This window comes from Brevibacillus laterosporus DSM 25 (genome assembly GCF_002706795.1).
GTDB lineage: Bacteria > Bacillota > Bacilli > Brevibacillales > Brevibacillaceae > Brevibacillus_B > Brevibacillus_B laterosporus.
The window spans coordinates 1,428,220-1,442,478 of the sequence record NZ_CP017705.1 but is presented as its reverse complement, the minus strand read 5'-3'; the positions used below and the strand labels follow the sequence as shown (position 1 = coordinate 1,442,478).

19 protein-coding genes and 1 pseudogene are annotated in these 14,259 nt (G+C 40.4%); 12 read left to right on the top strand and 8 right to left on the bottom strand.

Annotated elements, in window-relative coordinates:
- Positions 1-79 precede the first annotated feature (79 nt).
- The 3 genes from BrL25_RS06995 to BrL25_RS06985 all read left to right on the top strand — a co-directional run bounded on the left by BrL25_RS06995 (position 80) and on the right by BrL25_RS06985 (position 1,750).
- Positions 80-295 (top strand): aspartyl-phosphate phosphatase Spo0E family protein, encoded by a 216-nt coding sequence (locus BrL25_RS06995; protein ID WP_018673464.1) that lies wholly within the window; start codon positions 80-82, stop codon positions 293-295.
- Positions 296-490: 195 nt separating this feature from the next.
- The gene (locus tag BrL25_RS06990; protein ID WP_018673465.1) at positions 491-847 is read left to right on the top strand and encodes a HesB/IscA family protein; all 357 of its coding nucleotides are present in this window, start codon (positions 491-493) and stop codon (positions 845-847) included.
- 159 nt (positions 848-1,006) lie between these two features.
- Complete coding sequence (locus BrL25_RS06985) at positions 1,007-1,750, top strand: metallophosphoesterase family protein (RefSeq protein WP_026315312.1); 744 nt, start codon at positions 1,007-1,009, stop codon at positions 1,748-1,750.
- A 72-nt stretch (positions 1,751-1,822) separates the two neighbouring features.
- On the opposite strand, the gene BrL25_RS06980 is transcribed toward BrL25_RS06985, so the two are convergent.
- The 6 genes and pseudogenes from BrL25_RS06980 to BrL25_RS06960 all read right to left on the bottom strand — a co-directional run bounded on the left by BrL25_RS06980 (position 1,823) and on the right by BrL25_RS06960 (position 6,028).
- A complete protein-coding gene (locus tag BrL25_RS06980) occupies positions 1,823-2,617 on the bottom strand; it encodes a DUF4247 domain-containing protein (protein ID WP_018673467.1) in 795 nt (264 codons plus the stop codon).
- Between the two features lie 12 nt (positions 2,618-2,629).
- A complete protein-coding gene (locus BrL25_RS06975; protein WP_018673468.1) occupies positions 2,630-3,136 on the bottom strand; it encodes a DUF4178 domain-containing protein in 507 nt (168 codons plus the stop codon).
- Between the two features lie 12 nt (positions 3,137-3,148).
- A pseudogene (locus tag BrL25_RS06970) lies at positions 3,149-3,558 on the bottom strand (DUF350 domain-containing protein).
- Between the two features lie 102 nt (positions 3,559-3,660).
- The gene (locus tag BrL25_RS06965; RefSeq protein WP_018673470.1) at positions 3,661-4,326 is read right to left on the bottom strand and encodes a PspA/IM30 family protein; all 666 of its coding nucleotides are present in this window, start codon (positions 4,324-4,326) and stop codon (positions 3,661-3,663) included.
- A 269-nt stretch (positions 4,327-4,595) separates the two neighbouring features.
- Positions 4,596-4,868 carry a hypothetical protein gene (locus tag BrL25_RS24715; protein WP_140575608.1) on the bottom strand — a complete coding sequence of 91 codons (273 nt, stop codon included), beginning with the start codon at positions 4,866-4,868 and terminating at the stop codon, positions 4,596-4,598.
- A 137-nt stretch (positions 4,869-5,005) separates the two neighbouring features.
- Positions 5,006-6,028 carry an NAD(P)/FAD-dependent oxidoreductase gene (locus BrL25_RS06960; protein ID WP_051088612.1) on the bottom strand — a complete coding sequence of 341 codons (1,023 nt, stop codon included), beginning with the start codon at positions 6,026-6,028 and terminating at the stop codon, positions 5,006-5,008.
- A 370-nt stretch (positions 6,029-6,398) separates the two neighbouring features.
- Between BrL25_RS06960 and BrL25_RS06955 the strand changes: the two genes are divergently transcribed.
- The 6 genes from BrL25_RS06955 to BrL25_RS06935 all read left to right on the top strand — a co-directional run bounded on the left by BrL25_RS06955 (position 6,399) and on the right by BrL25_RS06935 (position 10,165).
- Complete coding sequence (locus BrL25_RS06955) at positions 6,399-7,598, top strand: NAD(P)/FAD-dependent oxidoreductase (RefSeq protein ID WP_026315313.1); 1,200 nt, start codon at positions 6,399-6,401, stop codon at positions 7,596-7,598.
- Positions 7,599-7,609: 11 nt separating this feature from the next.
- Positions 7,610-7,864, top strand: a complete 255-nt coding sequence (locus tag BrL25_RS06950; protein WP_018673473.1) for a hypothetical protein — start codon at positions 7,610-7,612, stop codon at positions 7,862-7,864.
- A gap of 123 nt (positions 7,865-7,987) precedes the next feature.
- A complete protein-coding gene (locus BrL25_RS06945) occupies positions 7,988-8,464 on the top strand; it encodes an NUDIX domain-containing protein (RefSeq protein WP_018673474.1) in 477 nt (158 codons plus the stop codon).
- A 194-nt stretch (positions 8,465-8,658) separates the two neighbouring features.
- Positions 8,659-8,808 carry a YuiA family protein gene (locus tag BrL25_RS25140; RefSeq protein ID WP_018673475.1) on the top strand — a complete coding sequence of 50 codons (150 nt, stop codon included), beginning with the start codon at positions 8,659-8,661 and terminating at the stop codon, positions 8,806-8,808.
- A gap of 217 nt (positions 8,809-9,025) precedes the next feature.
- Positions 9,026-9,376, top strand: coding sequence for a YuiB family protein (locus tag BrL25_RS06940; RefSeq protein WP_018673476.1), 351 nt, complete (start codon positions 9,026-9,028; stop codon positions 9,374-9,376).
- 111 nt (positions 9,377-9,487) lie between these two features.
- A complete protein-coding gene (locus tag BrL25_RS06935; protein WP_018673477.1) occupies positions 9,488-10,165 on the top strand; it encodes a 3D domain-containing protein in 678 nt (225 codons plus the stop codon).
- A 118-nt stretch (positions 10,166-10,283) separates the two neighbouring features.
- Here the strand turns inward: BrL25_RS06935 and BrL25_RS06930 are convergent, their stop codons facing one another.
- Both BrL25_RS06930 and BrL25_RS06925 read right to left on the bottom strand, forming a co-directional pair.
- On the bottom strand, positions 10,284-11,072 hold the full coding sequence (locus tag BrL25_RS06930) for a cobalamin-binding protein (RefSeq protein WP_018673478.1): 789 nt from the start codon (positions 11,070-11,072) through the stop codon (positions 10,284-10,286).
- Positions 11,073-11,099: 27 nt separating this feature from the next.
- Positions 11,100-11,573: a divergent PAP2 family protein gene (locus BrL25_RS06925; protein ID WP_026315315.1), complete on the bottom strand. Its 474-nt coding sequence runs from the start codon at positions 11,571-11,573 to the stop codon at positions 11,100-11,102.
- Between the two features lie 239 nt (positions 11,574-11,812).
- Here BrL25_RS06925 and BrL25_RS06920 point away from each other — a divergent pair, with 239 nt between their 5' ends.
- The 3 genes from BrL25_RS06920 (at position 11,813) to BrL25_RS06910 (ending at position 14,250) form a co-directional block, all read left to right on the top strand.
- Positions 11,813-12,202, top strand: a complete 390-nt coding sequence (locus BrL25_RS06920) for a DUF309 domain-containing protein (protein WP_018673481.1) — start codon at positions 11,813-11,815, stop codon at positions 12,200-12,202.
- 89 nt (positions 12,203-12,291) lie between these two features.
- Entirely contained in the window at positions 12,292-13,788 is a 1,497-nt protein-coding gene (locus BrL25_RS06915) for a leucyl aminopeptidase (protein ID WP_018673482.1), read from the top strand.
- 30 nt (positions 13,789-13,818) lie between these two features.
- Positions 13,819-14,250, top strand: coding sequence for a CoA-binding protein (locus BrL25_RS06910; protein ID WP_018673483.1), 432 nt, complete (start codon positions 13,819-13,821; stop codon positions 14,248-14,250).
- Positions 14,251-14,259: the final 9 nt, after the last annotated feature.

The window sequence follows — 14,259 nt, the reverse complement described above, 5'->3', positions numbered from 1 at the left end:
AACAAATAGTGACTTTTGTTTGCAGAGGGTTTTATTCTAAAGTAAAATGTGAAATATAGCTACATGAGGGGGAGAGAAAATGCGGGAACAATTACTCGAAAAAATGGAACTCCTTCGCCAACAGATGGTAGAAATTGGGACTAAATATGGATTACATCACCCAGAGGTATTACGTTGTAGCCGGGAGATTGATTTGTTACACAACCAGCTTTTACAAATGGAAAAAGAAGTAACCTTCTACAATGAAAAGCCTTTTCACCTTCATATATTTGAGAATCGAACCCATTTCGCTTGAGGTTTTACACTATACACTTCGAGGACGGCGTATTATAGGCGTCGTCTTTTTTATTTTGTTTTCATTTTCGAAAATTCTTACTAATGGAAGTGCATCGTTACCTTGTTGCCTTATATAATTCTTTGTATACTTAAAGGAAGCTGTTTTATAATAAACAAACAGCATTTTATAATTGTTGATCGAGGAGGGAATGGCATGATCAACTTCACACCTCAAGCAAGCGCTAAAATTCGTGAATTGCTGGAAGCGGAGAATAATCCTAATATCTTGTTGCGTGTTGGCGTGAGAGAAGGCGGATGTAGCGGGTTTTCATATGGCATGGGAACGGATGAATCAACGAACGAGGGCGATCAGATTTTTACCTATGAGGGCTTTAAAGTAGCGGTTGATGCCGAGAGCTATAAATATATTGAAGGACTCGTAATTGATTATAAGGAATCCATGATGGGCGGCGGATTTACTATGGAGAATCCGAATGCTGTTGCTTCTTGTGGATGTGGTGCTTCATTCCGTACGCGTGATTACGAGGGAAAAGCTGAAAAATGCGAGTAAGCGCTTTGAACTAACAAGCAAGCTCCGCAATCAGAGAGAAGGCCTTCTTGCCTTGTGTAGGGGAATTCATACATGAGCGAGAGGCTTCTCTTTATTTTTAGCTACACAAAAGAATGGAACAAGTAAGTGGTTAATTGAATGAAAGAGGGAGGAGAAGACGTGGAAAGGATAGCCGTAATCTCTGATATTCATGGAAACATACCAGCATTGGAAGCGGTGCTAAAAGACATAGAGAAGCGTGGAATTCAAGAGATTTATTGCTTAGGAGATTTGGCTGGAAAAGGACCTGAACCAGAAAAAGCAGTCGACATGATTAAAGAAAAGTGTTCGGTTACAGTGCGTGGCAACTGGGATGACTTCATTGGAAATCCTACAGAGGATGAAGCGTTTCTTTGGCAACAACGTCGTTTAGGAGAAGATCGCATTCGTTATCTGAATACCCTGCCTTTTTCCTATGATTTTTGGATGGGTGGCAGATTGATTCGTTTGTTTCACGCTTCCGCAGATAGTGTCTTCCATCGTGTTCGGTTCACCTCACCATTGGAAGAGCGTCTAGCTATGTTCGAGAATACAGAAGCAACAGGAAATGGGGAACATACACCTGATGTGGTGATCTATGGAGATGTACATCATGCATTTATCCAAGGATTAAAAGCAAAGTCGTTATGCAATGTCGGAAGTGTTGGAAATCCTCTGGATATGACACAACCTTCTTATATGGTATTGGAGGGTGAATTACATAAGCAACAACCAAGCAGTTTCTCTATGTCAATCGTGCGTGTTCCTTATGATGTAGAAATAGCTATTCAAGTGGCGATTGATGAGGGGCTGCCAGATGCTGAACTAGCTGCTTATAAAAAAGAATTGCGTACTGGGCGTTACAGGGGATTACCGGATGAATAACAAAAGGACCCAAGAGAAGGTTTCTCTTTGGGTCCTTTTAAGCTGTACATAACTATTGTATACTCGGAAAAATCATCGGCGCCGTTTAATACTTCCAAACCCCTTTTTAACCTTTGGAGGAGAATTGGTACGTGGACGGTCAAACATGGAGGAGTCCTTTTTGGAAGACGAAGAGCCACCAAACCATGAACTACCTCCGCTGTCACTTTTAGAATCTCTAGTGATTTTACCCTTAGATTTAGTTGTGTCAGCGTCAGATTTCTTAAAAATACTATCGTCAGAGGAAGACGATTTTCCACTATTATCAGAAGAGCGGCGTAGGATAGAGCCCTTGCCTTCTGTAGTAATAGGAGCAAATGTCTTTTTCTCTTCTTTTGAGGGAGTATGGTAATCTGTCCCTGATTTATAGATATCCCGACTAGAATAACCACGATAGTTTCCTTGACCTTTGTATTTTATGGAATCAAACAGATCACCTAATACGGAGGCAAGGAAGTATCCTTCTAGGAAAGACATATTATAATTTTTTTGAACGAATTCCTTACTATCTACTTCAATTAAGGTATCGCTTGGCTTGGCTTCATCTTTTTGTAGATGATACCATTCATCGGAGTAGATAAGAAACATGTGGTCTAGATCTTCTTTAGAAATTTCCTTAGGCTGGCGCTTTTCAGCCAGCTCCTTGGCAACCTCAGGAACCGTTTTGTCCGTCGCGCGATAAATGCGCGATGATTCGGCCCCGTTTTTCGTAATCTTCTCTAGTGGATAGGATGACCCTACCGACTGATCGGCGCAACCAGTTAAAAGCCCGGCGACCAGAGAGAGGACGAGGGTTGTCTTTAAGAATTTTGACAATGCTTGCCACATGAGGCCTCCCCCCTACACTCCCCGGAGTACTTTCACATCAGCGGGGATGATAAATTCTCCTTCATACAACATAAAGCGTCCGTCTTGCCATTCGATACGAAGCAGCTTGCGATTGTCGGATTGGAATTCCCAGACATATTGCTCACCATCCGTAGAAAATGGTGTTTTTCCTTGTGCGGTCATTTTCCCATCATATTGCTCTTCTAAATGGTATTCAATATCATCTAATTCAATAATAGTTGGAACCTCATCAGGAGAGTCGAGTCGACCATCAATTGGAGTATACAATTCATAATTGGTTTTCTCACGTTCTTCAATTTTCAGATAACGTAGGGTGTTCCCATCCTGTAAGGTTAACATAATTGCGTTTCGTTTCGGATTGCGAGTACGTCCTACAACTTGGTAGGTAACGAACGAGACTTCCACAATATCGCCTGGTCCCACAGTTAAGATACTTTTTTCAACAAGGGGAGTCTCAGGCTTTTTTAGGATATTTTTGACACGTTGAAAAAAACTCATTTGCAATTCCTCCTACAGTAGGCAAGCGGCAATGATAAAGGCACCGGTAATATGGAGTGAGCCAGAAAAGAGCGCATGGGCTACTTTTCCTTCCTGTGTTCCTTTATTTAAGTCAAGACCTGCTATCTGGTATACACCAAATTGAACGATTTTTTCGAGAACAAATAATAACACAAAAGATACGACAGAAACGAGTAGTCCCTGAATTAAATCGTTAGATATAGATAATGATTGCGATAGTATATAGCCTTGAGCAAGCAATTTCATAATAAAGCGAGTTGAAACGGCTACATTTCCTCGCTTAATCTCTTCCATGTCCTTATATTTTGTGAATAGGGTACGATCCACATCAAGAGGCATAGCAAGAGAGCGCCTGAGGCAGTCCAGACGATCATTCGTAAAATATTCATGTCTCCGAGCATTCTAAACCTCCTTTATCATTTTGACGCATGATGCGCCTAATATCCAGTGAAAAAACGTGGAATAAGTAACAGAAAAAAGAAAGGGGGACCGCATAAAGCGGCTTACCCCCCGTATTTTTTTAGTAGCGCAGCTAGTTCATCTTCTACTGCTTTATCTTTATGCAATTGAGCAAATTCATCATCTAGCGAGGTTTGCTTTTTGTAAATTTCGCCACTTGCCTCAGCTTCAGCTTCTAGTTGGAGTGCACGATCTTCCATACGTTTGAGACCAGCCATTGCTGTATCACTGTTAAATCCAGCCATGCTCTTGTTGATATTTTTTTGAGCGTTTGCTGCATTCACACGAGCTACTAGTGTTTCACGTTTGTTTTTCAATTCAACTACTTGTTTACGCATTTCTTCTAACTTTAAGCGTAAGTTGTCAGCGGCTTCTTTATTTTTTGCATAGCTCGCTTTGTATTCTTCCATTTTTACAGTAGCTGATTTCTTCTCTTCTAATGCACGACGAGCAAGATCAATGTTTTGAGCTTGAGCGGCAATGTGTGCTTGCTCTTCACGCTTTTGAACCAATGCTTCTTGTTCTTCATAAAGCAACTTGAATTTTTTCTCAAGAGCGATTTGAGCAGCTACAGCTTTCTCAGCATCCTCTAAATCCTGCTGCATATCACGTAGATATTGGTCAGTCATTTTAATTGGGTCTTCCGCTTTTTCAATTAGAGCATACAAGTTAGACATAGTTAAATCACGTAAACGTTTAAAGAATGACACAAAGCATTCCTCCTTGTTAGTAGCAACATATTGGGTTAGGCCCCAGAGGCCCTAGCATTTCAGCGCTTATACTCTGTATTACGTCTGGAGACGAGAGAAGTTTCATTTAGTAAAAAAGAATTTGTTACTAATTTTCATGAAACCAGATAAGACGTTTACAAAAAGCTTCTACATGCTGTTCCTTTCTTATTTTACTCGAAATGGAAGGTAAAAAAGAAGTAAAAGAATAAGACGATAATAAAAAAAGGCACAAACTCAAATGAGTGTGCCTAATCCAAGTGAACCGAAGTTATGCTCTGCTCCTGCACGGGTACTATTTTCGAGCATCCACACTCTGTACAACTACATATATGTAAACAGAGCTGGGGAATGAAATCAGCATATCCGTTTGATTTTTTACTATCGTCAATGGAGACATACGGACTGTAATCCCCTTGATAATCGGATAGTTTCCCTTTGTCTTGAAAATAGCTACGGCAGTTGGGACAGCGTTCTAATAATTCCTGGAATCCATTGCAAATCGGACAAATGGAGTTGTTCATAACGCACCTCCTAGAAATAGAGTGTGCGAGCTTGCGAAACGTTATACAAAAAAACCCCTTCTCAATAAAGGGAAGGGGATAAAAGTTTGTGAATTAACAATGTTCTGTCTATATCGATAAGCGGTTTTTGAATCTGTTTACAAATTCATACTGGAGGAGTGTCCAGGTTGAAGCTTGGCATTAGGATTGATATAGGCAATCGCATTGTTAACAGCCGTAGGAGCTTCTCCAAAACCAACTGCAATCAGTTTTACTTTGCCCGGGTACGTAGCAATATCGCCTGCCGCATAAATGCCAGGAACACTAGTCTCCATTTTGGAGTTTACAACAATGGAGTTTTTCTCTAGTTGAATTCCCCAATTTTTAATGGGTCCTAAAGATGAAATGAAGCCGAAGTTCACAATCACATCATCCACTTCGATCTCAGTTAGCTCTTTGCTTGTGCTATGTTCAATCGTAAGGCTAGTAATTCTTCCTTGGTCGGATTGGATGGAGGAAAGCTCATAAGGAGTTAGTACGTTCACCCGAGAAGCCATCATGTTCTCTACACTATGCTCATGTGCACGGAATTTATCGCGACGATGAACGATATGTACTTCTTTCGCAATCGGCTCCAGCATCATTGCCCAATCGACAGCGGAATCTCCACCACCAAATAGGACAACACGTTTATCTTTAAAGGCATTCAAATCAGTAACAAAATAATGTAGGTTTGTTTTTTCAAAGCTCATGGAGTCGGGATGCTCCAGACGTCGAGGTTCAAACGCACCAACTCCTGCTGTAATAATAATAGCTTTTGAGTAATGCACCCCTTTGTCTGTAGTAATTTCTAAGCTTCCATCTGCTTGCTTTGCTACATCTTCAACCTTTTCTTCTAAGCAAATGGTAGGGTTAAAATGAGAGATTTGTTTTTTTAGTCCATCTACCAATTCTTGTGCGCGCACTTTTGGAAATCCAGCTACATCATAAATATACTTTTCAGGATATAGCGCGCTTAATTGTCCACCTAATTGTGGCATGCTTTCGATGATTTTCACGCTCGCTTGACGCATACCGCCGTAAAAAGCCGTAAACAAACCAGCGGGACCCCCACCAATAATTGTTAGATCGTATACCTGCTCATCTCGTTTTAATGAACTCAAAGTCCCATACACCTCCATATTCACTATAAAAATGCTAAGCCACTTCCTATTATATACAGCGAAACACCTGAAAAAAAAGAGAAAGTATGATTCAACAACATTTTAGAGCAAAATTCGGCAATTTTGTGTCAAAAACCACTTGCAAAGCTCGAAAAATGTCTCTATTATTAGTTTGTGTTAGTGAAATATGTGCATTTTTTCACAGATATTTGATCTTTTTCACTGTGACATGCTTAATTTTCACTGTAATTTTTTGAGATAACCACTATTGCTATTATTTTCTTATGATGCAGGGAACAGTATAGATACTATCTTTTATCGTGAAAAAAAACACATGATGCAAGATGATTTAGAAAAAATCGTAATGAGAGATGGAAGGAGTTTACCCATGAGTACACCAAAGATTCTAATTCTGGGGGCAGGCTATGGCGGCGTTACTACCGCTTGTGAATTGCAAAAAAAACTAAATCATAATGAAGCAGAAGTGACTTTAGTCAGCAAGCATGATTATCACTATTTAACAACATGGCTTCATGAGCCAGCAGCAGGTACAATGCCAGCTAGTCGAGCTCAAATTTTCCTAAATGAAATCATTGATAAAAATAAAGTAAATGTGATCAAAGGTACGGTTGCAAACATTTCTGGTGAACAACAAAAAGTAACGCTTGAAGATGGAACGGAACTAGAATACGACTATCTGGTTATTAGTCTAGGTAGTGACCCAGAAACATTTGGTATTGAAGGTCTTAAAGAAAATGCACTTACAATCCGTAGCATCAATGCAGTCCAAAAGATTAAAGAACACATTGAATATATGTTTGCTTCTTATAATAGCGAACCAGAACGTACAGACTATTTGACGTTTGTGGTTGGTGGAGCAGGGTTCACAGGAATTGAATTCTCAGGTGAATTGGTAAACCGTATCCCTGAGCTTTGCCGTGAGTACAACATTGACCCATCTTTGGTGAAAGTATATAGCATTGAAGCAGCTCCAAGTGCATTGCCTGGATTTGATAAGGATCTAGTAGACTATGCAATGAATCTATTGAGTAGCAAAGGTGTTGAATTCAAGATCAATACACCTATTAAACAATGCACGCCAGACGGTGTTATTTTAGCTACAGGCGAAGAGATTAAGTCTAAAACCGTTATTTGGACAGGTGGGGTTCGTGGGAATTCCGTTGTTGAAAAATCCGGTTTTGAAGTAATGCGTGGACGTGTTAAAGTAGATGAATTCATGCGTGCTCCTGGTTATGAGAACGTATTTGTCATCGGAGACTGCGCATTGGTATTCAATGCTGAAGGTCGTCCATATCCACCAACAGCTCAAATTTCTATTCAAGAGGGCGAGAACGTATCCCGCAACTTGAAAGCTTTGGTTCGTGGTGAAAAACTAGCGATGGTACCTTTCGTACCAAATTTACAAGGTACTCTTGCTTCTCTTGGTAAAGGTGAGGGAATGGGTATCATCTTTAATAAGAAAAAACTATTCGGATTGTCTGCCGCATTGATGAAAAAGGGTAGTGACGTTCGTTACCTTTACAAAATCGGCGGTATTGGAATGATCTTGAAAAAAATTCGTCTCTAGGAGAGTAGCGAATGCGCCATGCTAGTGTACAGGTAAGAGGACTTCTTACACGCGAAGAGTTAGACCGATATAATGCGCTTATGGACGTCGGGGCATATCTGGAGCAACAGGAACGTTATGATTTGTCCTACCACATTCAAAGCGAAGTGGATCATCTGATAATGCCCGCCATTGAACGTTTAAAAGAAAAAGGTCGAGAGCGTGATCAGGAGAATCTGCGGTACATGATTGACCATGGTTTATTGGATATTCATGAGGAAGAATAACCATAGCTCGTAATAATGAGGACGGCAAGCCCTCCTATCTCTTTGTAGTTAGAAAGAGATAGGAGGGTTTTTGTGTTGGAATGATAGCGTATACTAGAACAAGGGAGTAGATAGGAGGATGCAATGAGAGAATCTAAGGTATGGATTGCAGCTGGTGGTATCGTAATTAAAGGTGATGAAGTTTTAGTTGTGAAGAAAACATATGGTGGATTAAAGGGGAAATGGTCTTTTCCTGCTGGTTTTGTAGACCCAGGGGAAACAGTGGATGAAGCGGCAGTGCGAGAAGTGTTGGAAGAGACAGGTATAGTTGCACGTGTACGTCAAGTTGCAGCCTTGCGTACTGGCGTTATTCGTGAGGAAATTAGTGATAACATGATTGTATTTCTGATGGATTACGTTGAAGGTGAGCCACAGCCTCAAGCAGGTGAGATCGAGATCGCTACTTTTATGCCCATTAATGACTTGCTTATAGACCCACTTGCGACAGAGTATATTCAGATTATCTTGCCTCATGTTCCCACCATGTCATCCTATCTAGTAGGAAAAACATATGAGCCTAATCCTATATTTGATTATTCAAGTTATAAGATTTTTACCTAGATAGATGTACAAGATGTCGAGATTGATGGAAATAAGCTCTGAAATAATCAGAAAAAACCTGATGGTTCCGCTTACATCAGGTTTTTTGATTCTTTTTGCAAGAAAATAAAGGTGGAAATCCCTCAGAAATGCTGTTATCATTTTAAAAACTAAATTATCAGAAAATAAAAGAAAACGAAATGGAGAGAGGAACAATGAGGAAACATACGGAAGAAGCATGTCCATATTGTAAAGGCGAGGGATACTTTCATGTAGCAGTTGGTGGAACGGAGAATTGTCCAAGCTGTAAAGGCAATGGAATGAATATTGAACTGTATAAGCAATTAGAACCAATCCGATCATAAGAATATTAGAGAGTAAAATAATAGGTAGAATGGAAGAGAGTATTGATGGAAATTGAATGGAAAATCCTGAAGTAGCCCACGACATCTTAGGATGCAGGGCTACTTTTTTCATTGGGGTGCGAGTAGGGACATCCTTTGCTTTGCTACTACTGAAAGCCTTTTTCGAACCTAGTGAAGCCAGAAATTTGATAAACATTTTCTTTAGGAAGTTGTTTAATTGACCGTTAAAGCACTTTTGGATACACTAAAGTCAGAATATAAACCAAATTCGGAGGTATCTCCTGTTATGTTTATGGCATTAAACCCAATAACACTTATCATCTCTGTTGTGTTATTTAGTATTTTAGGCTTTGGCATCGGCTTTATTTTAAATATGCTGTTAAAAACGACATGGCTTCCTTTTGCGCTTACCATTGGACTAATTGGTTATGTAGTAATTTCCCTCATTGTAAAAGATACGCCACCATCTATTTGGGATTATCTTGTGTTGTATGCCGGAATCGTTGGTACTTTTGCTAGTGGCTGGACGATTCAAATCTTACGTAAAAAAGGGTATCGGATGTTTTAATGGGTAGCATCCCTTGAGAAATCAGGGGATGTTTTTTTGTGTTCTAGTAAATAATGTATATCCTCTCTCACTATTGGAAATGACTAGATGATGAGAGGAGGCAAATAAAAGATGAAATGGGTACGTTTTGTGAGTTTACTCACGATTAGTATGGTATTCCTGCTTGGTGCTACGTCACATGGCTATTCTTCTACCATCATTGATGCAGGAGGCACCACCAGTTCACTTGGTTTGCACGAGAAAAAAGAAGGCTACAAAATGATCAAGAAAAGATATGTGCTTTCAAGCTCCATGACAGAAACAAATATGGACACACAAAAGGACAATCAATCGCAAAACAACAAATTAGGAAATAGAATAAATAAATCAGACGAAACAGCTATTTTAAACCAATACCCTAAGGTACGGGTCGTGGCTACTGGTTATTATGCAGGTGTAGAATCAACTGGAAAAAGCCCAGGACATCCCTCGTATGGTATTACGTACTCTGGTATAAAGGTACATCGTGGGACGTACTCCACGATTGCTGCTGATCTTCATATTTTCCCGCTTGGGACGGTATTGTACGTTCCTGGCTATGGTTATGGAGTAGTTGCCGATAAAGGTGGAGCAATCCGTGGTAAGAAGCTGGATTTGTATTTCAATACAAAAAATGACGTATACAGCCAGTGGGGTAAGCGTGAAGTAGAGGTCTTTGTTATCCATCGTGGAAAAGGATTTGTAAATGAGGAAATGATGAAGGCCTTAAATAAAGATGGTGTAGAAGCTTTTGCAAGAATCACGAATTAACAAGAAAAAAGACCTGAGGCATTCATGCCAGGTCTTTTTTCTTGTTACTAAAGGCTATAAAAAAGTTCATATTGAGATAGTTATGGCTTTGTTGGAACTGAAGAGCAACAACTATCGCCTAGTCTAATAAAGTGCCTAGAGAAGGATGAAGGATTTTCACTAGCTGTTCCAATCCATCCAATAATCGCGGAGAGGGGCGACAATATAGTCCTTCTTCTAAAATATGTACGTTATTATTGCGTATGGCAGTAATCTGTTGCCACTCTGGACGATCTGTAATCATAGAAGACTTTATTCTTTTGATCTCGATTCCACACCATACCACCATGATATGATCAGGGTTTCTCTCTGCGACTTGATCACGGTTGGTTTTTACATTATCAGTATTGTAATCAGCGAACACATTTGTGGCTCCTGCTAATTCACTGACATTAGTTAGCCAGTTTGTACTGCCAGGTGTATATAATGGATTGGGCCACCATTCCCAGTAAAGGTTAGGACGCTCACTTACATTCTTGGTTAGCATGCGAATTTGCTCGATCCGTTCGATAAAATGTGTGGCTACCTGTTCTGCTTTCTCCACCTGATTGATTGATCTACCCACCTCACGAATATTTTCTGCGATATCTGTAATGTGAGCAGGATCAAGAATAATGTAAGGAAGATTGCGTTTCTTTAATTCTTCGATGTTCTTCTCCATACCAGGGACACTGAGTGATGCAATTACAAGATCAGGTTGTAGAGCTTCGACTTTATCCATATCAATATTCAGGTCTGGTCCGACTTTTGGAAGGTGTTGCCATTCTAATGGCCAATCAGAATGATCATCAAGTGCAATAACGTGTTCACCTGCATCCAAAGCATACAGAATTTCAGTATTACTTGGGCAAATCGAGATAATTCTCACATCTACTTCCTCCCCATGTGAGTATGTTTACCAGAATGGACGTAGGCACAGTGAGACAATAATACCTAACCAACCACCCATAAACACCTCGATTGGTTGATGACCTAGAAGCTCTTTTAACTTTTTCGTTTTTTCTGTGCGCGGATGTACTTTGAAGGTTTTCATACCTTCCAGTAAATGATTAAATTCCTCTACTAGCTTATTTAATACAACAGCTTGCATGCCAGCATGGCGGCGAACACCAGTTGCATCGAACATAACGATGACGCCGATGATGGCTGAAATAGCGAAGGCATTGCTGGATAAGCCCTCTTCAAGGGCGACAGCAGTAGAAAGTGCGGTGACGGCGGCGGAATGGGAACTGGGCATGCCTCCCGTGCTGAACATCAGTGGCCAACTCCATTCGCGGGTCGCCAGATAATTCAAGGGGATTTTGATGAATTGGGCCAACCCAATCGCCAAAAGCGCCGACCACAAAGGGAAATTGTCTAAGATGGTCATGCAGATATTCCGTTCCTTTCGTATAGACTTAATCCTACATGTTATTGTAACAGAAACTGAATATATACTTCCTTAACTTTTTCTTACGGATGATAAAGATTGCGCATTTATCTTGTAAATATTATTTACAACTTCATAAGCTCTAACTAGAGGAAGATTCTTGCACGATAAGATAAAAGCAAATTTGAATATTTCCATGTATGATATGATGTAAGAAAAAAAGTACGGGAGGGAGCACTATGCAACAGCGATATCCCGAGCAATATATTCAATTCTTTATTAAATTTAATCAACGAGAATTTTATGATTGTCATGATCTCTTGGAAGACATTTGGATGGAGCAAAAAACCAATAAGTTTTTACAAGGTTTGCTCCAAATGGCTGTAGGCTTGTATCATTTGGAATGTGGAAATATAAAAGGTGCACGTTGGATGTTTACGAATGCTCATAAATATTTAAAAGCATATTCACCACAATATTGGGATTTGCCAGTGGATGAGGTACTTCTCTATTTAGAGAAGTGTCTGCAAGCCTTGCCTTCTTCTGAAATGATTCCGTATGATGAGGTGGATAAACTGGAATTCCCCTATCGTACATTTCAGTTGGTGACGAAGGGGATCACAGATTAGAACAGTATAATAGAAATAAAATGGCACGTATATCAAGTCTAAGTGATAGTAAGATATAGGGTGTACATTCAAGAAACGAGGGTACAGCATTGATACATATTGAAGCAAAAAATCCTTCTTATTTGGAAAAAGGAACAGATTATTTCATCCTACCAATTTATCAGAATCAAACGATACATACACAGGAATGGAATGAGCTAGATGCAGTATTCCATCAGCAAATGTCACATATGCTCCAAACAGGCGAGATTAGTGATCAAAAGGGCAAAGTAACCATCCTACATACATTGGGACAATTGACAGCCACTCGACTCGTATTTCTAGGTATGGGAGAAATGGCAGAGTTAGATTTTATCTCCGCACGAGATGCGTTTGCTAAAGTCGTGCAACAGCTCAAAATAGAAGCATCTAAGAAAAGCCTTGCCATCCTATTAACGGAGCAAACCAATCTCGACGTAGAGCGCTTGACCCAAGCGGTGGGTGAAGCCTTTTTACTAGGAACCTATGCATATGAAGGATACCGAGCGATTCCAAAAAACAAACCTTCTTTTCAAACAGTAGAAATTGTAGTCAATGAAGAGCAAGAAGCTAAAGCAGAAAAAGGATTGCAGATGGCACAAGCATTTGGTACTGGTACGAATCTAGCTCGTACGTTAGTGAATGAGCCAGGGAATTACTTACCTCCACATGAATTAGCACAAAGAGCGATTGAGGTAGCAAAACGTTATGGAATGAGCTATGAGCTTCTGGCAAAAGATAAGCTGGAAGAGCTAAATATGGGCGGCGTCTTATCTGTCGCACAGGGCAGTGCCGAATTACCGTATGTGGTTGTGGTCAAATACCAAGGGAAAGAGCAGTGGGAAGATGTCATTGGCTTAATTGGAAAAGGGGTAACCTTTGACACAGGCGGTATCTCGATAAAGCCGGTAGCTGGAATGGAAGAAATGAAAACGGATATGGGTGGAAGCGCAGCGATGATTGGAGCTATGGAAGCAATCGGACGCTTGCAACCGGCTGTTAATATCATGATGGTAATTGGATGCGTGGAAAATATGCCTTCTGGAACGGCGTTTAAGCCAGGTGATGTAATAACTACGATGAGCGGGAAAACGGTAGAGATTATCACTACTGATGCAGAGGGTCGATTGGTATTAGCAGATTGTATCACGTATGCGAAGCAGCAAGGTGTCTCTTGCCTAGTGGATTGCGCAACGTTAACAGGTGGGATCGTGGTTGCGTTGGGGCACGTTACAACAGGATTAATGACCAATAATCAGCAATTGGCTGATGAGATGTTCCAAGCTGCTGATTACTGCGGAGAGCGTTTGTGGCAGTTACCAACGTTCCCAGAGTATCGCGAATTAAATAAAAGTCATGTAGCTGATCTAAAAAATTCAGGTGGAAGATATGGTCATGCAATTATTGCTGGTGTATTTCTGCAAGAGTTTGCTGAAGAGACTCCATGGGTGCATTTAGATATCGCTGGGACTGCATCTCAAAGCAAAACGACTCCATTAGGACCAGTAGGTGCTACCGGTGCAATGGTTCGCTCTATTGCTCAATTTTTGTTACAACGCGCCAAGTAAGGTGTTCATAATATAAACGAGGTGAAAAAGATGGCATTTACAAATCCAACAAATGACGAGCGCAGAAAGATTTTGGAAGAGGCAAAAACGATTGCAGTTGTAGGATGCTCTAATCGAACAGATCGTACGAGCTATATGATTGCCGAGGCACTGCAACATGCAGGATATCACGTAATCCCAGTCAATCCAATCATTGCAGGGGAAACGGTGTTGGGTGAGAAAGTGATTGCTTCTCTTACTGATTGTAAGACTCCGGTTGACATTGTAAATGTGTTTCGTCGTAGTGAAGACACTATGTCCGTTGCTGAAGATACCATCAAGATGGCTCATAAGCCTAAAGTTTTTTGGCTACAGCAAGGAATTTATAACGAAGAAGCGGCTCAGCTGGTAGAAGAGCAGGGCATTACAGCTGTTATGGATCATTGCATCAAGGTAGACCATGCCATTTTGGTACGGAAATAAAGGAGCGAT